General features: G+C 67.1%; 20 protein-coding genes. 1 reads left to right on the top strand and 19 read right to left on the bottom strand.

Features of this window, described 5'->3' with window-relative positions; genetic code table 11:
- On the bottom strand, positions 1-1,542 hold the full coding sequence (locus tag C8J47_RS03565; protein ID WP_121884440.1) for a DUF1800 family protein: 1,542 nt from the start codon (positions 1,540-1,542) through the stop codon (positions 1-3).
- 218 nt (positions 1,543-1,760) lie between these two features.
- Here C8J47_RS03565 and C8J47_RS03560 point away from each other — a divergent pair, with 218 nt between their 5' ends.
- Positions 1,761-2,054, top strand: a complete 294-nt coding sequence (locus tag C8J47_RS03560) for a hypothetical protein (RefSeq protein WP_259467329.1) — start codon at positions 1,761-1,763, stop codon at positions 2,052-2,054.
- Between the two features lie 180 nt (positions 2,055-2,234).
- Here the strand turns inward: C8J47_RS03560 and C8J47_RS03555 are convergent, their stop codons facing one another.
- From C8J47_RS03555 to C8J47_RS03470, 18 genes are all read right to left on the bottom strand, one after another.
- Positions 2,235-3,401, bottom strand: coding sequence for a deoxyguanosinetriphosphate triphosphohydrolase (locus C8J47_RS03555; RefSeq protein WP_121884439.1), 1,167 nt, complete (start codon positions 3,399-3,401; stop codon positions 2,235-2,237).
- Between the two features lie 25 nt (positions 3,402-3,426).
- Positions 3,427-5,535, bottom strand: a complete 2,109-nt coding sequence (locus C8J47_RS03550; protein WP_121884731.1) for a tetratricopeptide repeat protein — start codon at positions 5,533-5,535, stop codon at positions 3,427-3,429.
- Between the two features lie 324 nt (positions 5,536-5,859).
- The gene (ftsZ, locus tag C8J47_RS03545) at positions 5,860-7,437 is read right to left on the bottom strand and encodes a cell division protein FtsZ (protein WP_121884438.1); all 1,578 of its coding nucleotides are present in this window, start codon (positions 7,435-7,437) and stop codon (positions 5,860-5,862) included.
- A gap of 113 nt (positions 7,438-7,550) precedes the next feature.
- Positions 7,551-8,813 carry a cell division protein FtsA gene (ftsA, locus tag C8J47_RS03540; protein ID WP_056051322.1) on the bottom strand — a complete coding sequence of 421 codons (1,263 nt, stop codon included), beginning with the start codon at positions 8,811-8,813 and terminating at the stop codon, positions 7,551-7,553.
- Between the two features lies 1 nt (position 8,814).
- A complete protein-coding gene (locus C8J47_RS03535; RefSeq protein ID WP_121884437.1) occupies positions 8,815-9,789 on the bottom strand; it encodes a cell division protein FtsQ/DivIB in 975 nt (324 codons plus the stop codon).
- Positions 9,786-10,724: a D-alanine--D-alanine ligase gene (locus tag C8J47_RS03530; protein ID WP_121884436.1), complete on the bottom strand. Its 939-nt coding sequence runs from the start codon at positions 10,722-10,724 to the stop codon at positions 9,786-9,788. The genes C8J47_RS03535 and C8J47_RS03530 overlap by 4 nt, the downstream gene beginning before the upstream one ends.
- The gene (gene murB / locus C8J47_RS03525) at positions 10,721-11,725 is read right to left on the bottom strand and encodes a UDP-N-acetylmuramate dehydrogenase (protein WP_121884435.1); all 1,005 of its coding nucleotides are present in this window, start codon (positions 11,723-11,725) and stop codon (positions 10,721-10,723) included. The genes C8J47_RS03530 and murB overlap by 4 nt, the downstream gene beginning before the upstream one ends.
- Positions 11,726-11,808: 83 nt before the next feature.
- On the bottom strand, positions 11,809-13,227 hold the full coding sequence (gene murC / locus C8J47_RS03520; RefSeq protein ID WP_121884434.1) for a UDP-N-acetylmuramate--L-alanine ligase: 1,419 nt from the start codon (positions 13,225-13,227) through the stop codon (positions 11,809-11,811).
- Positions 13,224-14,378 carry an undecaprenyldiphospho-muramoylpentapeptide beta-N-acetylglucosaminyltransferase gene (gene murG / locus C8J47_RS03515; RefSeq protein WP_121884433.1) on the bottom strand — a complete coding sequence of 385 codons (1,155 nt, stop codon included), beginning with the start codon at positions 14,376-14,378 and terminating at the stop codon, positions 13,224-13,226. Before murG ends, murC begins: the two co-directional genes overlap by 4 nt.
- Positions 14,375-15,556 (bottom strand): FtsW/RodA/SpoVE family cell cycle protein, encoded by a 1,182-nt coding sequence (locus tag C8J47_RS03510; protein WP_060526809.1) that lies wholly within the window; start codon positions 15,554-15,556, stop codon positions 14,375-14,377. The genes murG and C8J47_RS03510 overlap by 4 nt, the downstream gene beginning before the upstream one ends.
- 71 nt (positions 15,557-15,627) lie before the next feature.
- Positions 15,628-16,707 (bottom strand): UDP-N-acetylmuramoyl-L-alanine--D-glutamate ligase, encoded by a 1,080-nt coding sequence (gene murD, locus C8J47_RS03505; protein ID WP_404969240.1) that lies wholly within the window; start codon positions 16,705-16,707, stop codon positions 15,628-15,630.
- A 232-nt stretch (positions 16,708-16,939) separates the two neighbouring features.
- A complete protein-coding gene (gene mraY, locus C8J47_RS03500; protein WP_056486650.1) occupies positions 16,940-18,010 on the bottom strand; it encodes a phospho-N-acetylmuramoyl-pentapeptide-transferase in 1,071 nt (356 codons plus the stop codon).
- Positions 18,011-19,402, bottom strand: a complete 1,392-nt coding sequence (gene murF, locus C8J47_RS03495) for a UDP-N-acetylmuramoyl-tripeptide--D-alanyl-D-alanine ligase (protein WP_121884432.1) — start codon at positions 19,400-19,402, stop codon at positions 18,011-18,013.
- Positions 19,403-19,529: 127 nt separating this feature from the next.
- Positions 19,530-20,945 carry a UDP-N-acetylmuramoyl-L-alanyl-D-glutamate--2,6-diaminopimelate ligase gene (locus tag C8J47_RS03490; protein WP_121884431.1) on the bottom strand — a complete coding sequence of 472 codons (1,416 nt, stop codon included), beginning with the start codon at positions 20,943-20,945 and terminating at the stop codon, positions 19,530-19,532.
- A 10-nt stretch (positions 20,946-20,955) separates the two neighbouring features.
- On the bottom strand, positions 20,956-22,674 hold the full coding sequence (locus C8J47_RS03485; protein ID WP_060526690.1) for a penicillin-binding protein 2: 1,719 nt from the start codon (positions 22,672-22,674) through the stop codon (positions 20,956-20,958).
- Entirely contained in the window at positions 22,671-23,360 is a 690-nt protein-coding gene (locus tag C8J47_RS03480) for a hypothetical protein (protein ID WP_121884430.1), read from the bottom strand. Before C8J47_RS03480 ends, C8J47_RS03485 begins: the two co-directional genes overlap by 4 nt.
- On the bottom strand, positions 23,357-24,307 hold the full coding sequence (gene rsmH / locus C8J47_RS03475; protein ID WP_121884429.1) for a 16S rRNA (cytosine(1402)-N(4))-methyltransferase RsmH: 951 nt from the start codon (positions 24,305-24,307) through the stop codon (positions 23,357-23,359). The genes C8J47_RS03480 and rsmH overlap by 4 nt, the downstream gene beginning before the upstream one ends.
- Positions 24,304-24,831 carry a division/cell wall cluster transcriptional repressor MraZ gene (locus tag C8J47_RS03470; protein ID WP_183129002.1) on the bottom strand — a complete coding sequence of 176 codons (528 nt, stop codon included), beginning with the start codon at positions 24,829-24,831 and terminating at the stop codon, positions 24,304-24,306. Before C8J47_RS03470 ends, rsmH begins: the two co-directional genes overlap by 4 nt.
- Between the last annotated feature and the right edge of the window lie 224 nt (positions 24,832-25,055).

Raw genomic sequence — 25,055 nt, 5'->3', positions numbered from 1 at the left:
CTATCTCCGCAGCGATTCGGGGGCGACGAGCAACAGTGCGAGCGCCTGCGCGGGGCTTTCCGCGCGAGACAGGCCCTGCGCAGTGGTGGGGCTGAGCGAGGCGGGGTATAGCGTCGGCGCCAACGCCCGCGCATCGACCGCCCCCGCCCGCGCGGCAAACCGTTCCGCCGCCTCCACACGCCGCAGGATCGCGTCGGGGCCGGCCCATGCTGCGGCGATATCGTCGTACCCGATCGGCTGCCCCGGCTGCCAGATCGGCTGGCCGAGCTGGTTCATCATCCCCACCGTGACACCGGGCTGGACCGTCGTCGTGCCGAGCGCGCGCTGGGTCGAGACATACCATTCCCATGGCGACTTGAACTTCACGGGTTGCGCCACCCATGCCTCGGGCGAGGCAACCAGCGCGCGATAGACCGTCGGCAGGTCGCCGCCCGATTTCAGGAACGCCGTCTTCAGCCGTGCGACCATCGCCGGGGGCGGCGTATCGCCGGCAAAATGCCGGGCGAGCTTGGTCGCGATGTGCGTCGCCGTCGCGGGGTGGACCGCGAGATCGGACAGCACCGCCTGTGCCTGCGCTTCCCCCGCCGCGGGATAGAGCTTGCCCATGACGGTTCGATCGCCGGGCTGATGAACGTCGTCGAGGAACAGGAAGGCGCCCGCGCGCGAATCGTCCTGGACGCGCGCACCGGGGCCACGACCGATGCCCGCGACCGTCCAGCCGGTCATCGCGCGCGCGAATTCGGTGACGTCGGCCTGACTGTAGCCGCTGCGGACGCCGAGCGTGTGCAACTCCATGATCTCGCGCGCGAGATTCTCGTTCAATCCGGTGCGTCGTTTGGTCTTCCGGACGGCAAAGGGACTGTCCGGACCGATCGACACCGCCTGGTCGAGATACAGCAGCATCGCCGGATGCCGCTCGACCGCGTTCAGCATGTCGGCGAACTTGCCCAGCACATGCGGGCGGATCGCCTCGAACTCCATTGGCCCGGCGAGCGCCATTACCTCGAATTTCTCGGTCGAGACCGCGAAATGGTTCGCCCAGAAATGCACGAGTCGCTCGACGAACGGCGCGTCGCCGGTCAGCGCCGCCATCGTCCGCGCCGCAACCGCCGCACCGTAATCACTGCGGCTCTGCTTGCCGATGACCTGTCGCGCCTCCTGCCGCGCCGCCGTTCCGGGATCGATCGCGCCCGGCGTGGCAGGAGGCTGCACCATGGTTGGAAGGGCAACGCCCGGGGGCACGGGGGCGGGACTCATCGCGCCGGACATCGTGGGACCGGAGACCGCGGGCTTCCCGCCCATGCCGATCGCAACTTTCGGCGTGCGCGGCCCGAACTGCGCCTTGATCGCCTTTTCCTGCGCATAATAGGCGACGAGCCCGACCGAAATCCCGGCAGTCGAGGGCGCGGTTGCGATCACCGCCGGCCGCGGCTCGAACCCTTCGCGCTGTGCCAACACCCACTTCGCCGGATCGCCGGCAATGGTATCACCGGGCCTTGCGCCGAGGCCAAACCGATTGAGCGCTATACTGGAAGCAGACACGACGCTTCTCCTTCGTCACCCGGCGTACGCGTCAAATGTCGTGCAAGTATGTCACGCGCGCCGCTGGTCGCATCCGCGCTGCAATTCGTCGTTGCACGGTACGCAATCGCGACGGATAGGTTTGCAATTGCAACTGATGCTGCACCGCAATATTTCATTGGATCGAGAGTTGGGTGGAGACTCGATCCGGCTCGATGCACCACGCGGGAGACACGATCATGCGCAACGCTATCAAGATCATCGCAGCAGCAGCGGCAGCCCTCACCTCGACGATCGGCATGGCCGCCGACGCCAAGCAGAGCTTCGTCCACGAGGGCAGCACGTATGTCTACACCTCGACGCAGGACGGCAGCCGCCAAGTTATCGACGGCCACCGCTATCCGTCGGGGCAGAAGTTCCACCTGATCGTCCGCGGCGATCGCGTATCGGGTGTGTCGGGCGGCGTTCCGGTCGCGTTCAAGACCATCGAGGCCAATGGCGCGGCTGGCGGCATCGCTGCGGTTACGCGCTGAGCTGACTTCTTCGTGAGACGGCATGACGGCGGTAGGACTTCGGTCCGGCCGCCGTTTTGCGTTTGGTTTCAGACACCGCCGTCATCCTGACGAAAGTCAGGATCCAGGGTAACGGGCGATGCCCTTAGTGGCTCTGGATCCTGACTTTCGTCAGGATGACGGACGAACGATGTCTCTGCCTCAGAACCCTTCGGGCAGGTCGATCGGGCCGACCAGTTCGCGGTAGCGCGATACGGCATACCGGTCCGTCATGCCCGCGATGAAATCCGCGATATGCCTGCTGCGGTCAGGATCCTCCGCAGGCAGGCGGTCGCGCCATTCCTCGGGCATGGTCATCGGATCGTTGCGATAGACCGCGAACAGGCCTGAGACGATTCCGTGTGCCGCATCCGCCGCGGCAAGCTGGCGCGGGTGGTGATAGAGATTGGCGTACATGAAGCGCTTCAGGTCGCGCTCCGCCTCGCGCATCTCGGGCGAGAAGCCGACCAGGCATTGGCCGGCATCGCGGACGTCGTCGACGCTGGTGACGCCGCTCGCCGCGATCCGCTGGCGCGTCTCGGCGATGAGGTCGTTGACCATCGTCCCGATCTGCGTGCGGACGAGTTCGCCGACCAGACGCTTCGGCTCGATATCGGGAAAGCGCCGTCGCACGTCGTCCCAGCCGCGCGCGACCAGTGGCACCGCCAGCATCTGGTCGAGCGTCAGCAACCCGGCGCGAAGACCGTCGTCGATGTCGTGATTGTCGTAGGCGATATCGTCGGCGATCGCCGCAACCTGCGCTTCGAGGCTCGAGAAACTGGTCAGAGCGAGTGGGTATTCCGCATCCGCCGTCGCCAGCGCCCAACCCGGATGCCGCACCGGGCCGTTATGCTTGGCGAGGCCCTCGAGTGCTTCCCACGTCAGGTTCAGCCCGTTCCACAACGGATACGGCCGCTCGATCGTCATCAGCGTGCGTAGCGTGTGGCCGTTGTGATCGAACCCGCCCTGCCCCTTCAGCGCCGCCTTCAGCGCATCCTCGCCGGCATGGCCGAACGGCGGATGACCGATATCGTGCGCGAGACACAGCGCCTCGGTCAGGTCCTCGTTCAGCGCCAGCGTCCGCGCGATCGTCCGGCCGATCTGCGCAACCTCGAGACTGTGCGTCAGGCGGACGCGGAAATGATCGCCGTCGGGCGCCATGAACACTTGGGTCTTGTGGCGCAGTCGCCGGAAGCTGATCGAGTGGATGATCCGGTCGCGGTCGCGCTGGAAGGCGTCGCGCGGGCCACGGACGGACCCGTTCTGTTCCTCGTGAAGCCGTCCTTTGCTGCGCGCCGGGTCCGATGCCCAGGGCGCGCGGTAACTCACTTCGACTGCCCGAGTGCGAACGCGCTCACTTCGCAGGAAGCTTCGTGATGATCTCGCCGGGATCGCTGGTGAAGGTGAACGTCGAGACGCCTTCCTTGGCGAGCTGGTTGACGAAGGTGCGTGCTTCCGCATCGGTCTTGAACGGGCCGGCGAGCACGCGGTTGGTGGCCTTCCACGGTGCAGTCCAGCCGCCGCGAGCGCCGAATACGGTCGGTGCCTTGGCCTTCGCCTTCTTCCAAGCCTTGGGTAGGTCACCCTCGGTCGCGCCGGTCGACACCTGCACCCAGACCCGCTCGGGATTGGCGCGCGCGATCCGCTTTTCCTCGGCCGCGGCCTTATCGGCGGCGAGCTTCTCAGCCGCGGCGGCCTTCTTCTCGGCCAGCGCCTTCTTGTCCGCGATCGCTTTTCTCGCAGCCGCCTTCTTATCGAGGGCAGCCTTCTTGTCCGCGGCGAGCTGCTCGGCGGCGATCTTCCTGGCCGCTGCGTCACGCTCGGTCTTGGCCTTGGCCTCCGCAAGCACGCGTTCGGCATCGTCGGGCATGGGGACAGCGGCCTGCGTCACGACGGGCGCGGGATGCATCGGTGCGACACCGAGTTCGGAAGCGGGGATCGACAGCCCCGCGACGATCCGCGCGAGGATCGAGTCCTCGCTCGCCGCAACCGCGCGCGGCGGGATCGCGGCGGCCACCTCGACCGGCGGCGTCGAGGGTGTCGCACCAGCGGAGAAACCGGGGCTCGGCAGCGGCGCGGCGCTGGCCTGCCGTACGGGCACCGGCTGTACGGATGTCGGCTGGGCCGCTGCCTGCTGCACCGGCGCCGGTTGCACGGGGCTCGCCGTCGCGGATTGGGCGGGCGTACGTGTCGCTGCGGCAGCCACCGAATTGGCCACCCGCTTGTTGCTCTCCGACTGTATGCGACCAGCGGGCACCGCGGCCATCTGCGTCACGGTAGTCGCCGGCAACGCCCCGGTCGGCATTGGCGCGACCCGCGCCGCCAAAACCGGCGACGGGGTTTGCGGCCCTCCAGTCGCTGCCTGCGCGACTTGCGGCGCGCGATAGGTCGGCTGCGGCGTTGCGATGCGCCCTCCTGCTTGCACAGGCGCGGCCTGCACCGTCCGAACCGACGCCAGTTGGGGCGGTGGCGCGATCGCAGCGGGCATAGTCGACGCGGGTGTCGCCGCAACAGGCATCGTCGCAGCGGCACGCGTGGTAGTCGCGGCCATCTCGGTCCGATCCGGTTTGCCGCGCCGGTTGCGTTTGGTCTTGCCGGAGGTCGCGACGACCGCCGGTCGCGGCACGGCGGCGACCATAACCGGCGCGGTCGGATCGGGCGCCAGCATGCCCAGCGGCGGGGTCATCCGCGCGTCGGCCAGACGCGTGGGCGTCGCGTGGACCTCGCCGAAATGTACAGCGAAGGCGCGGTCGCTCGCCGGCAGGCTTGGCAGGCGCTGGAAGAACGGTTGCAGACCCTGTGCGGTGCCAGCCGGCATCATCGTCGTCGCGATCTTCTCGGCACCGGCGACGTCCCCGTTCATCGCTATGATGAACGCACGCGAGCGCCATGCGCCACGATCGCTCTTGAGCAGCAATGGATTAAGCTGCTGGATCGCAAGCTCGGGCTTGCCCGAGATACCGAGTGACAACGCGTAGCGCCTGATCGTCTCGTCATCGGGCGCATCGCGGAGTGCCACGCGGTAATCGCGCTGCGCCCGGTCCTGCTGGCCGATCAGGTCATAGGCGAGGCCGCGGTCGGCGGCGAACTTGCGCGGATCGAGGCCGAGACCCTCCGCCTGCGCGTAATAACGCAGCGCTTCGCCCGGACGCTCGGACCGGACGAGAATCGACGCCATCCCCGCCTTCGCACGACCATCACGCGGGTTCACCTTCTCGGCGCGCGCGAACAGCGCCGCGGCACCGCTGAGATCGCCGAGCCCCATCGACAGATCGCCGGCCTTTATCAGCGCATCGATGTCGCGCGGATTGCTGGCCAGCTGGCGCATCACGTCGCCGAGCTTGTCCGCATCGGTCGTGCCCGGAAGTGCCTGGACGACGCCTTGCGCGGACGCGGCGGACGGCGCGGTCGCGAGCACGAGTGCCAGCGCAGCGGTCAGGAAATGATGGGACGAGCGGGTCATGAGGATCATCTGTCTAGACGCCAGCCCGACCGAACCGGCAATGTTTGCGTGCGCGGGTCGCGGCGAACCGGGGCGCGGTGGCGACGAACGATGCGTTGGGCAGAGTCATTCGCTCAAGAGCAGTATCTATCAGCTTGTGACACGCCTTCCTCCTAGATGCTCCGTCACCCCGGACGTGTTCCGGGGTCCATCGTGCCGCGTATCGCTGATCGGCGAGCTGCGGTGCGGTGGATGCCGGAACAAGCCTGGCGTGACGGAGCTTTCGAGGCGCGCTTCAAACTCAAACCCGTCAGTCGACCTCCCGCCGACAGGATGATTCCCGGCTTACTGGTTGTTCTGACGATGCAGGAAGCGGGGGATGTCGAGCGGGTCCTGAGGGGCCGCTTCGCCGTCTTCCTTCGCAGCACCGCGTGCCGCATTCGACATGCGCTCGAACAACGTACCGCCGAGCTTGACGCGCGGTGCGGCGGGAACCGCCTCGGGGGCAGCCTCGGCACCCGGAGCGAGCCAGCGGCGACGTGCACCACCTTCGTCGGCAGCGGGCGTCGGCACCGGAACAGCCGGCGCGATCGGTGCGCGAGCGGGCGGGACGGACGATGCCGAAGCTGGGCGCGCGATCGGACCACGACCGTAAGGCTCGTCGCCATACGTGCGCGGCGCGGGCGCCGGCTGCGGTGCAGGAGCAACCGGCGCAGGCGCGGCCTGCGGCACCATCGTCTCGGCACCGAGCACCAGCTCGTCATCCGACTTCGACGCCGACGGCTCGACTTCCGACGACGCGTTCAGGTCGAGCGGCTCTTCGTCGGCGGACGACGCAGCAGGCGCGGCCGACGATGCGGCAGGCTCGCTCGGACGGAACGAGGTGTTCTCGTCCGTCTTGCGCGATCCGAAGCTGAACGAGCGGGTCGGCTCGGGTGCAACCTCGGGTGGACGCGCGTCGGCGTCGATCCCGGTCGCGACGACCGAGACGCGAATCTTGCCTTCGAGCTCCTGGTTGAACGCCGAGCCCCAGATGATGTTCGCATCGGGATCGACCAGGTCGCGGATGTGATTCGCGGCTTCGTCGACTTCGAGCAGGCGCATGTCGTCGCCGCCGGTGATCGAGATGATGACGCCCTTCGCGCCGCGCATGCTGACGCCTTCGAGCAGCGGGTTCGAGATCGCCTTCTGCGCAGCTTCGAGCGCACGGTTGTCGCCGCTAGCCTCGCCGGTGCCCATCATGGCCTTGCCCATCTCCTGCATCACCGAGCGGACGTCGGCGAAATCGAGGTTGATGAGGCCCGGCATCACCATCAGGTCGGTGATGCTGCGGACGCCCTGCTGGAGCACCTCGTCCGCCATCGTGAACGCTTCCTTGAAGGTCGTGTTCGCGTTGGCGATGAGGAACAGGTTCTGGTTCGGGATGACGATCAGCGTGTCGACATACTTCTGCAGCTCGTCGATGCCGCCCTCGGCCGACTTGGCGCGACGATTGCCCTCGAACGCGAACGGCTTGGTCACGACGCCGACGGTCAGGATGCCCATGTCGCGCGCCGCCTTGGCGATGACCGGCGCTGCGCCCGTGCCCGTGCCGCCGCCCATGCCGGCGGTGATGAAGCACATGTGCGCGCCCTCGAGCATCTTGGCGAGCTGGTCGATCGTCTCTTCGGCGGCCGCGCGACCGATCTCGGGACGCGAACCGGCGCCGAGACCCTGCGTGATCTTGGTGCCGAGCTGGATCCGCTGCGGGGCGGTCGACTGCTTCAACGCCTGCGCGTCGGTGTTCGCCACGAGGAAGTCGACGCCCTGGACGTCGGCCCGCATCATGTTGGCGATCGCGTTGCCGCCTGCGCCGCCGACGCCGATCACCGCGATGCGGGGGGCCAGATCGTCCACTTCGGGACTAAGGAATTCGATGCTCATCGCCGTTCTCCGCACAACCCGGTAGATACGCTACGGCCGGGCCCCTGATTAATCTGTGTGCACCAACGTCACGGCCTGTTCCAGCCGAAATAACGCCAGACGCTTCGAAACTCTTAATAATTCGCGCGTGCTGCCTGAATCAACTTGCGCATCATGCCCATACCCTTTGGCCGATGGACAGTCGTCCGCTGCGGCGCGAGCCCGCGAAGGTCGATCGGGTTGGTCGCCGCATAGAAGGCCAACCCCGCTAGCGTCGCGAACGCCGGTCCGCCATGCGCTTCCGGCAGCGCGGTCAGACCACGCGGTCGACCGATCCGCACCGACCGCCCGAGCGCCTGTTGCGCGTAATCGGCGATGCCCTTCAGCTCCGCACCACCGCCGGTCAGCACGACCTGACGCCCGACCGGCCCCTCGAACTTCAGCTTGGTGAGCGCGTTGCGCACTTCGCCCATCTGATGCTCGAGCCGCTGGCGGATCACGCCGATCAGCTGCGCCTTGGTGATCTGCGCGCCTTCGCCCGCGCCGTCCTCGGCAGAGATCGGCATGACCGGGATCATGTCGTGATTATCGCGCGGGCTCGCATTGGCCGAGCCGTGGAAACACTTCATCCGCTCGGCATTCTGCCGCCGCGTGCCGAACGCGCTGGCGATATCGTCGGTAATGTCCTGCGCGCCGATCGGGATCGAGGTCAGCCCGACCAGCATGCCCCCTGCGAACAGCGACACGTTGGTGATCCCCGCCCCCATCTCGACCAGCGCGACACCAAGCTCGCGCTCCTCGTCGCTGAGGCACGCGAGCCCGGTGGCGACCGGCGAGGCGATGATCGACTTCACTTCGAGATGCGCCGACCGCACGCAGAGATCGAGGTTGCGCACCGGCGAACCGTCCGCCGCGACGACATGGATGTGCACGCCGAGCCGATCGGCGTGCAGACCGAGCGGCGTCTTCACCCCCGTAAGCCCGTCGAGCGTATAGAGCGCCGGCTGCGCGTGCAGCACCATGCGGCCCTGCGGATCGATCGAGTTGCGCCCGGCGGCAAGCAACGCATCGATATCCTGCTGCTCGACGCGGTGACCGCCCAGTTCGAACTCGACCTCGGCGACGTCGGACACGAGCCCACCGGCCGAGAATCCGACCCAGACATTCTCGATGTTGATCCCCGCGATCCGCTCGGCTTGCTCGACCGCCTCGCGCACCGCCGCCTCGGTCGTCGCCATGTCGGCGATATAGCCGCGCTTGACGCCGCGGCTCTCGCGCTGGCCGGTGCCGAGCACGATCAGCTCGCCGCCGTCCCCCTTTTGCGCGATCATCGCCGAAACCTTCGACGACCCGATATCGAGCGCCGTGATCAGCCCTTCCGGTGCCACCTTTGCCATGTCATCCCTCCCCGCCCGTTACGTTCGCGCCCGCCGTTTGCGACGGAGTATTCACAGTCTCGCCTGCCGCCGGCGCGCTTGCCCCCGCGCTGGCAGGTGCCGGCACGTCGACGCTGTGCGCCAGGCTCGCACCCGGCTTGCGCGCGACCAGCTTGGTCGGATCGCGCATGTCGAACCGGATCCAGCCGCGCCCCAGCAACGGCCGCGCGCCATCCAACTCGGCGAACTTCACGAGCGCACGCGGCGCACCGTCTTCCGGCAGCGCCAACGTCTCGCCGCTCTCGAAGGTAAGATCCCAGCGCCGATTGCCAACCCAAGTCGCCGCCTTCACGCGCGGCTTCAGCGCAGGCGCGGCGGCGAGCAGCGTCTGGTACGACGCCTCCTGTCGATCCGCGCCCGGACCGATCACCAGCGGCAGGTTCGGGATCGCATCGGGCTGAACCGGCTCGAGCAGCACCCCCGACGAATCGATCAGCGTGAGCTGGCCATTGTCTTGCCACACCGCCGCGGGGGTCCGCTCGACGATATCGACCAGCATCGTGTTCGGCAGCCGCCGCGAGACGTGCGCGTCCGCGATCCAGCCATAGCGCAGCAGCTTCTGGCGGACCGCCTCAAGGTCGACGGACAACATCGACGTCTGGTTCTGCTTGTCCTCCAGCGCGACCGCGTAGACCGACATGCGGTCCATCCGCTTGAGCCCCGTGACCTCGATCTGCTCGACCTTGAAGCCCGCACGCCCGGCACCCTCGGCCACCGCCGCGCCGATCATGCCGGGAATGCCGACCCACGTCGCTGCCGCAATCGCCACCGCGCCGCCCGCGCCGAGGATCGACCAGGTCGCGATTTTCCGGAGCGTATCCTCGCTGACCGGGAGCATCCCGACCAGCCGGTCCATCACCGACACCTTCTTGACCGCGACCTTCCGGCGCGGGGCGGGCCGCTTGGGCGGCGGACCGCGCTTAATCGTGCGGCTCATGGAGAAGGATGGTCCTGAAGCGCTTCGTCGACGATTGCCTGGACCAGCTCGGCATAGCTCATGCCGATATGTCGCGCCTGTTCGGGCACGAGGCTCAAAGGCGTCATCCCCGGCTGCGTGTTCACCTCGAGCAGGAACAGCCCATCGACGCCGCGCTCGTCATCCCAGCGGAAGTCCGACCGCGACGCGCCCTTGCAGCCAAGCAACCGGTGCGCTTCGAGCGCGAGGCTCTTGCACGCATCGGTGATCTCGTCGGGGATTTCGGCCGGGCAGACGTGGACCGTCATCCCGTCGGTGTATTTCGCGTCGTAATCGTACCAGCCGCTCTTGGGCTTCAACTCGGTCACGCCAAGTGCCTTGCCGCCGAGCACAGCGGTCGTCAGTTCACGCCCACGGATATAGGGCTCGGCGAGCAATTCCTCGAACTCGCCCCACGGCCCGACGCTATCGCGCGCGATCGGATTTCCGTAATTGCCGCTGTCGGTGACGATCGCCACCCCGACCGACGAGCCCTCGTTGACCGGCTTCAGCACATACGGCCGCGCCATCGGATCGCTCTCGAACAAGTCCGCCGACTTGACGATCCGCCCACCTGGCATCGGCACGCCCGCGGGGACGAGCAGCAGCTTGGTCAGCACCTTGTCGATCGCGATCACCGACGTCGCGAGGCCGGAGTGCGTGTATCGCAGACCCATCAGGTCGAGCAGACCCTGCACCGAACCGTCCTCGCCAGGCGTCCCATGCAGCGCATTGAACACGAGATCAGGCTCGGCCTCGGCGAGCTTGGCGGCAACATCCCGCCCCATGTCGATCCGCGTAACCCGGTGCCCGAGCGACTCCAGCGCGTCCGCACAGCCGTTGCCCGACATCAGCGAAACCTCACGCTCCGCCGACCAGCCGCCCATCAGGACTGCGATGTGAAGCGGCGCGCTCACTGCTCCCCTCCCGCCTGCGGGAGGGGTCGGGGGAGGGGTTGATGCGAGATGCCGGTATCCAGACCGCCCTCCCCCGACCCCTCCCGCAAGCGGGAGGGGAGGTACTCACCAACCCGCTGGATTTCCCATTCCAACGTCACCCCCGAATGCGCCTTCACTTTATCCCGTACCTCTTCACCCAGCGCCTCGATCTCCGCGCTCGACGCGGACCCGAGGTTCAGCAGGAAATTGCAATGCTTCTCGCTGACCTGCGCATCACCGCGAGTCAGCCCCCGACACCCGGCCGCGTCGATCAACGCCCAAGCCTTGTGGCCCTCGGGATTCTTGAACGTCGACCCCCCGGTGCGCGAACGCAGCGGCTGCGAAGCCTCACGCTCGGCGGCGATCCGATCCATCTCCGCACCGATCACGGCGGGCTCGCCGGGCGTGCCGGAGAACACCGCTTCGACCACGACGGCGCCCGCGGGCAGGTCCGAGTGACGATAGGTGAACCCGAGTTTCTCGGCGGACCAGGTCTCGACCGAACCGTCGCGCGTGACGACGGTAGCCTCGACGAGAATATTGCTGACATCCCGTCCATAAGCCCCCGCGTTCATCCGAACCGCGCCACCAACGGTGCCCGGTATCCCACGCAGAAACTCAAGCCCGGCAATCCCAGCATCCCGCGCGGCACTGGCAACGGTAATCCCCATCGCCCCCGCACCCGCACGAACGCGGCCGTCCTGCACCGACACCTTCGCCATCGCCTTGGGGAGACGCACCACGACCCCCGGCACGCCGCCGTCGCGCACGATCAGGTTCGAGCCGACCCCGACCGGCAGCACGGGCGTCGAAGGATCAAGATCACGCAAAAATCCAGCTAGATCATTCGCCGTATCGGGCCGCACCAGTGTCTCCGCCGGCCCACCAGTCCGAAACCATATGAAAGCCGCCAGCGAAGCCCCTGCCTCGACCTTGATTCCCCTCCCGCTTGCGGGAGGGGTCAGGGGAGGGACTGACATAGCCCCGCCCGTGCCGTTGGAGGAGGCCAGAGCCCCTCCCCCGACCCCTCCCGCAAGCGGGAGGGGAGCAGAAGCGCGAGCGTTCACGCCATCACCTTCGCGCGCTCGGCAGCAATCGCATCCGCCAACCCAGCCGCCCATTTCGTGATGTCGCCAGCCCCCAGACAAACAACCAGGTCGTCAGCCTCGATCGTCGCCGCCAACTCTACCGCGAGCGCGTCAGCATCAGCAACCACACCCGCAAACCGGTGCCCCCGCCGCTTCAACCCCTCGACCAAAGCCGCCGCATCGACGCCCTCCACAGGCGCCTCGCCGGCAGCATAGACAGGCGTCACCAATACCCGGTCGGCATCGTTGAAGGCCGTCTGGAAATCCTCCATCAGATTGCCGAGACGCGAGTAACGATGCGGCTGCACCACCGCGATCACGCGGCCCTTCACACCCTCGCGCGCGGCCGCCAGCACGGCGCGGATCTCGACCGGATGATGCCCGTAGTCGTCGATGATCGTCACGCCCGCCACTTCGCCGACCTTGGTGAACCGCCGCTTCACGCCACCGAACTTGGCAAACCCCTGCTGGATCGTCGCATCCGCAATCCCGAGTTCGAGCGCCACGCCGATCGCCGCCAGCGCGTTCTGCACGTTGTGCCGCCCCGGCATCGGCATCTCGATCCCTGCAATCGTCCGCGTCGCACCATCGCGCTCGCGCACCACGCAATCGAAGCGGTTGCCGCCCGGGATCGGCGTGACCTCCACGCCGCGCACGTCCGCCTGCGCCGAGAAACCGTACGTCACCACGCGACGATCGCGCACCCGCGGCAGGATCCCCTGCACTTCCGGATGGTCGAGGCACAGCAGCGCGGCGCCATAGAACGGCACGTTCTCGACGAACTCGACGAACGCATCCTTCACCGCGTCGAACGAGCCGTAATGGTCGAGATGCTCGGGATCGATATTCGTGACGACCGCGATCGTACCATCGAGCCGCAGGAAACTGCCGTCGCTCTCGTCCGCTTCGACAACCATCCAGTCACTCGCGCCCAGCCGCGCGTTCGAGCCGTACGAGTTGATGATCCCACCGTTGATGACCGTCGGATCGACCCCGCCCGCATCGAGCAGCGCTGCCACCATCGACGTCGTCGTCGTCTTCCCGTGCGTGCCCGCAACCGCGACGGTCGACTTCAACCGCATCAGTTCGGCCAGCATTTCCGCGCGCCGCACCACCGGCACGCGCGCATTCAACGCCGCTTCGACCTCGGGGTTCGAGCGCACGATCGCGGTCGACACGACCACCACCGCGGCATCGCCGATGTTAGACGCGGCATGGCCGATCGCGACCGGGATACCCTTGTCGCGCAACCCCTGCACGACATAGCCCTCGGCCACGTCCGACCCCTGCACGCGGTAGCCGAGGTTCTTCATCACCTCGGCGATGCCCGACATCCCGATCCCGCCGATCCCGACGAAATGGATCGTGCCGATATCCGTTGCGACGCCCTTCATGCGAACTGCGCCTTGGGCTTCGAGGGCGCACCGACAGGAATACGCGACAATGGCACATCGAGGCTCTCGACCAGATCGGCTAGGTCGCTCGCCGCGTTCGGCCGCCCGCAACTCCGCGCACGCCCCGCCGCATTCTGCAACGCCGCCGGATCGAGCCCGAGTTTCTGCATCTGCTTGGCCAGTTCCACTGCGGTAAAGTCTCCCTGCGCGATCGTCCGCGCGCCACCCGCCCGCGTGATCTCGAGCGCGTTCACGGTCTGGTGGTCGTCGGTCGCTCCCGGCAGGGGTACCAGGATTGCAGGACGCCCCGCCGCGGTCAGCTCCGAAATCGTCGAAGCCCCCGCGCGTGCGATCACCAGATGCGCCCAGGCCAGTTGCTCGGGCATATCGGGCAGATACGTCGCCAGCTCGGCCGGGATATGATGCTCGGCGTACTTGGCGCGCACCGCATCGATGTCCTCGATCCGCGCCTGATGAGTCACCTGCAACCGCCGCCGGAACGTCACCGGCAGCATCGCCAGACCATCGGGCACGACCTGAGACAGGATGCTCGCCCCCTGGCTCCCACCCGTCACGAGCACGCGAAAAATCCCGTCCTCCTCCAGCAGCGGATACGGCCGCGAGCGCAGCGCCAGCACCGCCTCGCGCACCGGATTGCCGACCAGATGCGCCTTGCCCAGCAGCTTCGGCGCGAGGCGCTCGGTCGGCTCGGACGAGGTCGCGATCGCGTCCACGCGCCCCGCGACGAAGCGGTTCACGCGCCCCAGCACCGCGTTCTGCTCATGCACGGCGGTCGGGATCTTGTCCGCGAACGCCGCCAGCAGCGCCGGTAGCGCAGGATAGCCGCCAAAGCCGATCACGGCCGCCGGCTTGAAGGTCCGGTACAGCTCTCGCGCCATCGCCCGCCCGCGCCACATCTCCCGCGTGGCCCGAGCCCACCCGAGCGGCCCGCCGGTAAAACGCCCAGCCGGTAGGACATGCGTCTGGACGTCCTCGAACAGCCCCGGAAACCGCACGCCACGCGCATCGCTGACCAACGCGACACGGTGGCCACGCTTGGTCAGTTCGGCCGCGAGCGCCGCTGCCGGGACCATGTGTCCCCCGGTCCCACCGGCTGCGAGGACGTAATGCCGAGACTGATTAACGTTCATTCACCACTCCAGCGGACGACATAGGGGCTCCGCGTGAGAAACGGATTGCGCCGGGTAAACGCCAGCAGCAACCCCATGCCGACCGACAACGCGATCATCGACGACCCGCCATAGCTGATGAACGGCAGCGTCATACCCTTCGAGGGCGCGAGGCCAGTGTTCACCGCCATGCTGACCAGCGCCTGCGCACCGAACTGCGTCGCGAGGCCCGCGGAGGCCAGCAATTTGAATTCGTCCTGCTCGTCCAGCAACTTGACGAACACGCGTACCACGATCGCCAGGAAGATCACCGCGATCACCGAGCATGCGATCAGCCCGAATTCCTCGCCGATCACCGAGAAGATATAGTCGGTATGCGCCTCGGGCAGCCCAAATTTCGCCGCACCCGCGCCGGGGCCCGTCCCGGTCCAACCACCCGCGGTCAGCGTATTATGCGCCGCATTCGTCTGGAAATGGTCGCCCGCGCCCTCGCCCTCGACGCCCGGAAACAGGAACGCATCGATCCGCGACCGCGCCACGCCGTAGAAAACATAGGCCGCGATCAATCCGGCAGGTGCCATCGCGACGAGGCCGAGCATCACCTTGGCCGGCGTCCCCGCGATCATCAGCAGCGCCATCCACACCGAGCAGAAGATGATCGTCTGGCCGAAATCGGGTTGCAGCATCAGCAGCACCGCGACGCCCGCGGTCATCGCGCCGGTGATCAGCACGGTCGGCAGTTCGGCATCCTTCGCGCGCAGCGACAGCAGCCACGCGACCGTGACGATGAACAGCGGTTTCAGGAACTCGGAAGGCTGGAACTGCGCGAACCCGACGCCGAGCCAGCGCCGTGCGCCATTCGCCTCGACCCCGATGAACGGCGTCACCATCAGCATCAGCACGAACAACGCGCACCCGCCGATCGCCATCCGCCGCGCCATCGAGACGGGCATCATCGACACGCCGAACAGCACGGGGAGCGACACGCCGACCCACATCAACTGTCGCCAGAAATAGTAGAGCGGCGCGATCTTGTGATGCTCGCCCGAATAGCGGACCGCGCTCGCCGGCGACGCCGCCGCGACCGCAATCAGCCCGATCGCGATCAGGAAGAGCGTCAGCAACAGCAGCATCCGATCGATATCCCAGAACCACGTGCCGAGCGGCGACTGATCACCGCGCCCGCCGCGCCGCTTCATCTTGGCGACGATGCTGGTCTTCGGTGTGCCCATATCGCCCCTAACGTCGATCCTTCCAGCGCGGATATCGGTCATGCCAGCGACTCCACCGCAGCGCGGAACGCGGCCCCGCGCGCTTCGTAATCGCGAAACTGGTCGAAGCTAGCACAGGCGGGGGATAACAAAACAGTGTCGCCCGGCTTGGCGTTTGCGGCGGCAGTCCGAACGGCGGCGTCGAGCGTGCCGACGTTCTCGACGGGCATGGAACCTTTCAAAATCTCGGCGAACTTCGGGCCAGCTTCGCCGATCGTGTAGGCGTGGACGACGTGGCCGAAGGCGGGCTTGCAGGCGTCGAGGTCGTCGCCCTTCGCGCGCCCACCGACGATCCAGTGCACCCGGTCGAACGCAGCCAAAGCCGGCGCAGTGCTCTCGGGATTGGTCGCCTTGCTGTCGTCGACATAGGCGACGCCGGCGTACGAGGCGATCTGTTCCATCCGGTGCGGCAGGCCCGCGAAACTCGTAAGGCCGCGGTCGATATCGACTTCGCTCACGCCCAGCGCCTTGACCACGGCGATCGCGGCGAGTGCGTTCTGGGCGTTGTGCGGGCCCTGGAGCGTCGGCCAGTTGCTCTGATCCATGCACACGCCCGGGGCGATCTTCGTGAGGTGCTCGCCCTTCGCCGACAGCCCGCGCGCGATCTCGGTGGACGGCGTGTCGCCGATGCCGATGACGGCGTCATGTTCGGGCGACTGCATCGCGAACAGCCGCGCCTTGGAGGCCGCATAGCCTGCGAAGCCGTCGTACCGGTCGAGATGATCCGGCGTGATGTTGAGCAACACCGCGACGTCACAATCGAGCGTCTGCGTCAGGTCGATCTGGTAGCTCGACAGTTCGAGCACGTAGACGCCGCCCACGGGGAGCGCTTCCTGTTCGAGGATCGGCAGGCCGATATTGCCGCCCATCAGCGTGGGGATGCCGGCGGTCTCGAGGATGTGATGGACGAGCGCGGTGGTGGTGGACTTGCCATTGGTCCCGGTGATGCCGACGACCTTGTGCGGGGGGAGGTCGGCACGGGCTTGGGCGAAGAGCTCGATGTCGCCGATAACGGGGACGCCGGCCACGCGCGCGATTGCGGCGAGCGGGTGCGTGTTCAACGGCACCCCCGGCGACACGACAAGCGCATCGAACCCGGAAAGATCGTCGAGCGGTGCGACTTCTAAAAGCCCTCTTTCTAAAAACCCTCTCCTCTCCGGGGAGAGGGAGCAAAGACGTCGCGCTTGGCTTCGTCGGAGTCCCACGCGACGACCTGCGCCCCGCCAGCCACCAAAGCCCGCACAGTCGCAGCCCCGGACCGCGCCAATCCCAGCACCGCATAGCGTTTCCCGCGCCAGGCTTTCGCGATAATCACCGCAGTTTCAACGTCGACAGGCCGACCAGCGCCAGCACCAGCGCAATAATCCAGAACCGGATCACCACCGTCGCCTCGGCCCAGCCGAGCTGTTCGAAATGATGGTGGATCGGCGCCATCCGGAACACCCGCTTGCCGGTGCGCTTGTAGAAGAACACCTGGATGATCACCGACAGCGCCTCGATCACGAACAGCCCGCCGATGATTCCCAGCACGATCTCGTGATGCGCGACGACCGCGATCGTCCCCAGCGCGCCACCCAGAGCCAGCGACCCGGTATCGCCCATGAAGACCGCCGCGGGCGGCGCATTGAACCACAGGAACGCGAGCCCCGCGCCGACGATCGCCCCACAGAATATCGCCAGTTCACCCGCGCGAGGAACGTGCGGGATACCGAGATAATCCGCGAACTTCACATTGCCGACCAGGTACACGATCACCATGAACGCGACGCTGGCGATGATCACCGGCATCGTCGCCAGCCCGTCGAGTCCGTCGGTGAGGTTCACCGCGTTGCCGAACGACACGATCGTGAACGCCGCGAACACCGGGAAGAACCAGCCCAGATCCAGATACATGCGCGAGGTGAACGGCAGATACAGATGCGGCCCGTTCTGCGACATGATGATCGTCGCGGCGATCCCGGCGATCGCGAACTCGAGCAGCAACCGCGTCCGCCCGCTAATTCCCGCGGTGCTCGCTTTGCGCACCTTGTCATAGTCGTCGAGGAACCCGATCGTGCCGAAGCCGAGCGTCACGAACACGCACGCCCAGACATACGGGTTGCTGAGGTCCATCCACAGGAAGATCGCGAGGCACATCGAGGTCAGGATCATCAGCCCGCCCATTGTCGGCGTGCCGCGCTTCGACAGATGCGACTGCGGACCGTCGGCGCGGATCGGCTGGCCCTTGCCCTGCCGCACGCGCAGCCAGCCGATGAACTTCGGCCCGATGATCAGGCCGATGATCAGCGCAGTCGCGACCGCGCCGCCGGTCCGCACTGTCTGATACCGGATGAGGTTCAGCAGGCCGGGAAACCCCAGATGCTCGGCGAGCCAGTACAACATTCAGTTAATCCCGCCTTTGAGGCCCGCTTGAAGACCCGCTACGATGCGCGCGAGGCCCACCCCGTTCGATCCCTTGACGAGCACGGCATCGCCGGGCGCCAGGATCGTCCGTAACGACGCGAGTGCGGCCTCAGCGTCGCCCACATGGACGGTTTCGATCTGTCCCTCAAGCACCTGCGCTAACGGTGCCATCGCTTCACCGACGAGCAGCGCCATTTCGACGCGCGCGGCGAGAATGGGCTCGGCGAGCCCGGCGTGATAGTCGTCGGAGCCCTGGCCCAGCTCGCGCATCTCGCCGAGTACCACGATGTGGCGGCCGGGTTCGTGGCCGAGGACGCTTAGCGTCGCGCGCATCGATGCAGGGTTGGCGTTGTAGCTCTCGTCGATCACCAGCGCCTGGCCTTCGCCGACGGTCACCAGCGACCGCGCGCCACGGCCTTGCAATCCGCCGAGTTCGGCCAGCGCGAGGCCGGCGAGTCCGAGATCACTGCCGGCCGCCTGCACGCACGCAAGCACGCCGAGCGCATTGGACACCCAATGCGCGCCGGGCTGCGCGATCGTGAAGCTCAGCTCGTGCTCGGCCCCCTGCCCCATCCGCGCGGTGACGAACGTCCCGCCCGTCGGCAGCCGCATCGCCTCGATCGCGCGGATATCGGCGCCCTTTTCGCTGCCGAACGTGACGATGCGCGCGGCATGCGGCGCGGCATGGCCGAGCAGCCGATCGCGGTGCGGGCTGTCGTAGGGGACGATCGCGGTCCCGTCCGGTTCGAGACCGGCGAAGATCTCGCCCTTCGCGTCGGCGATCGCGCTCTCGTCTGGGAAGAACGCGGTGTGCGCCGGCGCAATCGCGGTGATCATTGCGATGTGCGGGCGGACGATCTGGGTCAGCTCGGCGAGTTCGCCCGCGTGGTTCATCCCCATCTCGAACACGCCGAACTTCGCGTCGCGCGGCATGCGCGCGAGGCTGAGCGGGACGCCGGTGTGGTTGTTGTAGCTTTTGACCGAGCGATGCACCTCGCCGGGAGATGCGCGGTCGAGACAGGCGAACAGCGCTTCCTTGGCGCTGGTCTTGCCGACGGAACCGGTGACGCCGATTATCTTCGCGGAGGTACGCGCGCGGCTGGCACGGCCGAGGGCATTTAATGCGGCAAAGCTATCCGCAACAAGGACGTGCGGATGGTCGCAAGGCTCGGACACGATCGCCCCCGCCGCGCCCTGTGCGAAGGCCTGATCGAGGAACAGGTGCCCGTCGCTGGCCTCGCCCCTCATCGCCACGAACAAATCGCCGGGGCCAACCTCCCGCGAGTCGAATGCGACGCCAGTGACGGAGAAGTCGCCTGACGCCACGCCACCGGTAGCGGTCGCGATCTCGACTGAAGTCCACAGACTCACTGCTCCCCTCCCGCTTGCGGGAGGGGTCGGGGGAGGGGCTGACCAAACAGAGCGGATTCCAGTACGTACGTCGCGCCCTCCCCTAGCCCCTCCCGCAGGCGGGAGGGGAATGCCGATGTCATGCCCTTCACGCCGCGCACTCCCGCGCGACGGTCACGTCGTCGAACGGCAGGACCATGTCGCCAACGATCTGCCCCTGCTCATGCCCCTTGCCGGCGATCAGGACGATGTCCTCGGGCCCGGCCTCGCGCACCGCCGCCCAGATCGCCCCACGCCGATCGCCGATTTCCTCAGCCCCGCGCGCGCCCTTCAGGACGTCGCAGCGGATCGCGCGCGCGTCCTCGGTCCGGGGGTTGTCGTCGGTGACGATCACGCGGTCGGCGTGTTGCACCGCGACCTGCCCCATCGTCTCACGCTTGCCGGTATCGCGATCGCCGCCTGCCCCGAATACCACGATGAGTTTGCCACCTGCGTGCGGCTTGAGCGCAGCGATTGCCGCTTCGAGAGCGTCCGGCGTATGCGCGTAGTCGACATACACCGGCGCACCCGACTTCGCGATCACGGCGCGTTCCAGTCGCCCGCGGACCGGCTGCAACCGCGCGAGATTGGCGATCGTCGCGGCCACATCGCCACCGGTCGCAATCACCAGCCCAGCAGATACCAGCGCATTCGCCGCTTGGTAGGCACCGATCAGCGGCAAGGTGACCTTATACGTCTGGCCCTCGGCCTCGATCGTCAGCCCCTGCCCCAGCAAAGTTGGATCGCGGCCGACGAGCCGCAAAGTCTCGCCCAGCGTCCCGACCGTGATCAGCCGATTGCCACGCTCCCGTGCTAGGTCGATCACCCGCGCCGACTGAGGATCGTCCGCCCAGACTACCGCCGCACCATCAGGCGAGAGCACTTCGGAGAACAGCCGGATCTTGGCCGTGAAATACGCCGCCATGTCGCCATGATAGTCGAGATGGTCGCGACTGAGATTGGTGAACGCCGCTGCGGCTACCTTCAATCCCTCGGTGCGATACTGCGTCAGCCCGTGGCTGGAAGCCTCGAACGCGAGGTGCGTCACACCCTCGCGCGCGAGCCCCGCCACATTCGACAGGAACGTCACCACATCCGGCGTGGTCAGCCCGGTCGTAACCCGCTCGTCCGCCGTCGTAACCCCCAGCGTCCCGATCGACGCCGCATGAAACCCCGCCATTCGCCACAGCTGCCGGGTCATCTCGACACACGACGTCTTCCCGTTGGTCCCGGTAATCGCCACCGACGTCTCGGGAAACGGCGCGAAGAACTTCGCCGCCAGTTGCGCGAACCGCTCGCGGGGGTTGTCGTCGGCGATGTAGGTGGCGCCCTCGACCGTCAGACCCGGCCGCGCCACCACCGCGATCGCGCCCGAGCGGATCGCGTCGTCGATATAATCCTCACCATTCACGCGCGCGCCTTCGAACGCGCCGAACACCGTGCCCGGCGCGACCTTGCGGTGATCGATCGCGAACCCCGTCACCTGCGCCTCTTCCGTCCCGTCGGTCAGCGCTGCGAGTTTCATGCAATAGTCCTCATTGCCCGGTCGGCTGTGTACGCGACGGGTCCTGCCACAAAGTCGGCAGGATGTCAGACTCGTCGATATCGCGGTGCGCGTCGGGCACCACGCCCAGGATCGCACCGACGCGCGAGATCGTGCGGCCGACCACCGGAGCGGTGTTCCACGCCGCGGTCTTCCACCCGGCGGTTTCCTTCGTGCCGAGCGGCGAATCGAGCATCGCCAGCACGACATAGCGCGGCGCATCCATCGGGAACGCCGCGGCAAACGTCGCCACGTTGCGCGAATGGTCGTAGCCACCAGAGACCGCGGCCTCGGCCGTCCCGGTCTTGCCGCCGACGCGGTAGCCCGGCGCATCGCCCTTGCGGCCCGTACCGCGCTGCACGATCAGCCGCAGCATCTGCCGCATTCGCGCACTGGTCTGCTCGCTGATGACGCGACGACCGGCAACCGCATGCCCCGGCGCGACCTTCAGCAACGTCGCCGGCCGCCAGATCCCGCCATTGACCAGCGCCGCATAGGCGCTCGCCAGATGCAGCGGAGTCACCGCGATGCCGTGGCCATAGGCAGTGGTCATCGTCGTCGTCCGCGCCCAGTATTTCGGCCACAACGGACGGCCCTTCTCGCGCAGTTCGATATCGGGCTTGGTATCGAAGCCCAATTTCTTGAACATCGCCTGCATCTTCGCAGGCCCGACCTCGTCGGCAACCCGCGCCGTCGCGATGTTCGACGAGTAGATCAGCGTCTCGGCCATATTGAGCCAGCGCTTCGGATCGCCGCGCTCGTCGTGAATCGTGAAGCGCCCAACCTGGAGCGGATGAGTCGCATCGAAGCGCCGCGCGAACGACGTCACCACGCCGGTGTCCATCGCCGTCGCCATCGTGATCGGCTTGAACGTCGAGCCAAGCTCGAACACGCTCTGCGTCGTGATGTTGCGAAGCTGTTCGCTGCCCGACATGCCGACGCGGTTGGGATTGAACGTCGGCAGCGAAACCATCGCGATCACTTCGCCGGTAGCCACGTCGAGGACGATGCCGCCAGCCCCGCGGGCCGAAAACGTCGTCATCGCGCGACCGAGTTCGCTCTCCATCGCCGCCTGGACGCGGTTGTCGAGCGATAGCGCGACCGGCGTACCGTTGAGCGCGGGATTGGTCAGTCGCTCGTCGAGCACGCGTTCCATCCCGCTCATGCCGTGACCCGCGGTCGACAGGAAGCCGAGCGCATGCGCCGCCATCGTCGACTGCGGATACAGTCGCTGCGTATCGCGGTCGAACACGATCGCGGGTTCGCCGATCGCATTGACCTGCTCGACCAGCGCCGGCGACGCGCGCCGCTGGAGATAAATGAAGCTCTTGCCCGACGTCAGCAGTGCATAATAATGCGCCTGGTCGCCCGCTTCCGGCATCAGCGCGGCGAGCTTGCTGGCGATCTCGGTCGGATCACCGATCAGCTTCTTCGGGTGCACCGCGATCGTCCACGCATCGATCGTCCGCGCGAGCGGCGCACCGTTGCGATCGACGATATCGCCGCGCGCCGCGATCGCCGCCGAGCGTGCCTGCGGATCGGCGAGCGACGCCTGCACCGCCAGCATCCCGAGCCGACCGACCACCACCAGCACCGCTGCTCCAAACAGGAACATCAGCATCATCAGGCGCGTGTGCGCCGTCGCCACCAGTGCATGACGCTGGTTGGCGCTACGTTGCTGCGAGACGGGCCGGGCGACCAAGGCGGTCACCGCCGCTTACGGCTCTCGGAGCGGGCGCCGCTCATGATGTCACCCAGCGTCGTGTCGGACAGGAGCTTGCGGTCGAGCATCGCGACTGCCTGCGGACGGACCTTCGCGACGGCAGCGAGGCGCTCGGTCTTGGCAGCGCGAACGAGTGCGGCCTCGGCGGAGCGCGGCGTCGATACCGACGCGCGGATCACGACCGGCTTGAGCGCGGTCTTCGACGCAGCCTGGATCGCGACGTTCATCGCGCGCGGTGCGCTAACCTGCGCCATCTGCACAGGAGCAAGCTTCACCACGGCAGGAGCAGCGGTGACCGGCACGATCGACGTGGAGACGACGGACCCCGCCCCCGACGGCACCAGCAGCGCGGCGGTCTGGACCCCATCCGCGCGCAGGCTGTTGACGTCGAGCGCCGCGAGCGCGGCCTCGCTCACGATGAACTGGCCCGCCGTCGGTGCCGACAGTGCCAGCGTATCGCCGTTCCAGCGCTCGAGCTGCGCAAGGTTGCCGCGCGTGTCGAACTCGGTTTCCAGCGCGCGGATGTCGCGCTGCGCGGAGCGGATCTGACCATTGACCGCCTCCAGCTTCTTGCGCTCGGCGGCGACCTGCAGCGACACGAGGTAGAAACCGAGCACGACGGCCACGCAGCCCCCGAACCAGCCCACACCCTTCATCCGATACGCCGCCGTCATGTCGTCACCTCTTCCGTCCAGGGTTGCGCGGAGGTCCGCCGCGCCGTCCGTAATGTCGCCGAACGCGCCCGCGGGTTGCGTGCAATCTCGGCCTCGCCGGCGCGAACACCGCGGCCGACATGAGAAAAACTAGGTTCCGCAACGGCTTTCACCTGCGGAAGATGACGCGAACCTGAAGGCGACCCACCGGACCGCGTGCGCAGGAAGCGCTTCACCATCCGGTCCTCGAGGCTGTGGAAGGTCACGATCGCCAAGCGGCCACCGGGCTTCAGCACACGTTCGGCCGCCAGCAATCCGTCCGCCAGTTCGCCCAGCTCGCGGTTCACGTGGATCCGGATCGCCTGGAACGCCCGGGTCGCCGGGTCCTTCTTGTCGTGCGCCTTGTAGCCGAGCGCGCGGCGGACGATGTGTGCCAACTCGCCGGTCCGCGTCAGCGGGCGCGCCGCGACGATCGCACGCGCGACACGCCGCGACTTGGGCTCGTCGCCATATTGATACAGCACGTCGGCGATCTCGTTCTCGTCCGCCTCGTTGACGAAGTCCGCCGCCGACATGCCGGCCTGCGCCATCCGCATGTCGAGCGGGCCATCCGACTGGAACGAGAAGCCGCGCTCGGCCTGGTCGAGCTGCATCGACGACACGCCGATATCGAGCGTCACGCCGTCGACTGGCGCGAGGCCACGCGTCTCGAGCTCGGACGCCATCGCCGAGAAGTCCGCGGCGATCAGCGTCAGGCCTTCTTCGGCCTCTTCCATCGCGCGACCATTGGCGATCGCATCCGGATCGCGATCGAACGCCACGATCCGCGCGCCCGACTTGAGCAACGCCAGCGTGTAACCGCCCGCACCGAACGTGCCGTCGACCATCGTCTCGCCGGGCTCAGGGGAAAGCGCGGCCAGAACTTCGTCGAGCAGTACCGGAATGTGCGGAGCGTCGGGGTTGCTCACAGCTGCACCCCCTTCTCGGCCATGTAGAAGCGCGCCATCTCCTTGACGACGGGGGGCATGCCGTCGGTGGCGATCAGCGTCGCGGGGTCCCAGATCTCGATGTAGTCGAGCACGCCGTAGAAGAACGCATGCCCCTTGATTCCCGCATAGAAGCGCGGGAACGCGGGCATGATGAAGCGACCGGAGCCGTCGAACGGCACCGCTTCGCCGGATGCTGCGGCGCGCTTGATGTTGTAGTCGTATTCGCCGTTCTCGGACGTGTTCTCGGATTCGCGGCGGTCGAGGCGCTCGGCGAGGATGTCGACGTAACCGGGATCATACGCGACCAGGCAGCGATTCTTCTGATGCGCGCCGATGATGATGGTCCCGCCGTCCTTGCCGTTCGCCTTAGGCGCATTTGCCGAGAGCGTGGTGCGAAGCGCCGAGGGGATGGCTACCCGGCCCTTGTCGTCGACAAGGCCGATACCGTCTCCTTGATAGCGACCACGCACCGACACGCCAAAACCCTTCGAAATGGCGCACATGATTCATCGTCCCGAGCCGCAACCCTCGTCGCGCCTCGACCGCAGCAATCGCCGACGGTGAAACATGCCCCTGTATTAATCTCCATCTACCATAGCAGACTGGGGACGCAACGGGATTTTTGGGGATTGGACGGAATCCGCGACAGGTTTCGTCGACCAAATCGGGGAAAATTGCACCCCACAACGCGGATTAACGCGCCATTAGGGACGTTAGGCTGGGGAAT

The sequence above is a fragment of the Sphingomonas sp. PP-F2F-G114-C0414 genome (assembly GCF_003688595.1).
Taxonomy (GTDB): domain Bacteria; phylum Pseudomonadota; class Alphaproteobacteria; order Sphingomonadales; family Sphingomonadaceae; genus Sphingomonas.
Note: the sequence above shows the minus strand (reverse complement) of the source record. Positions and strands in the feature narration are given on the sequence as shown.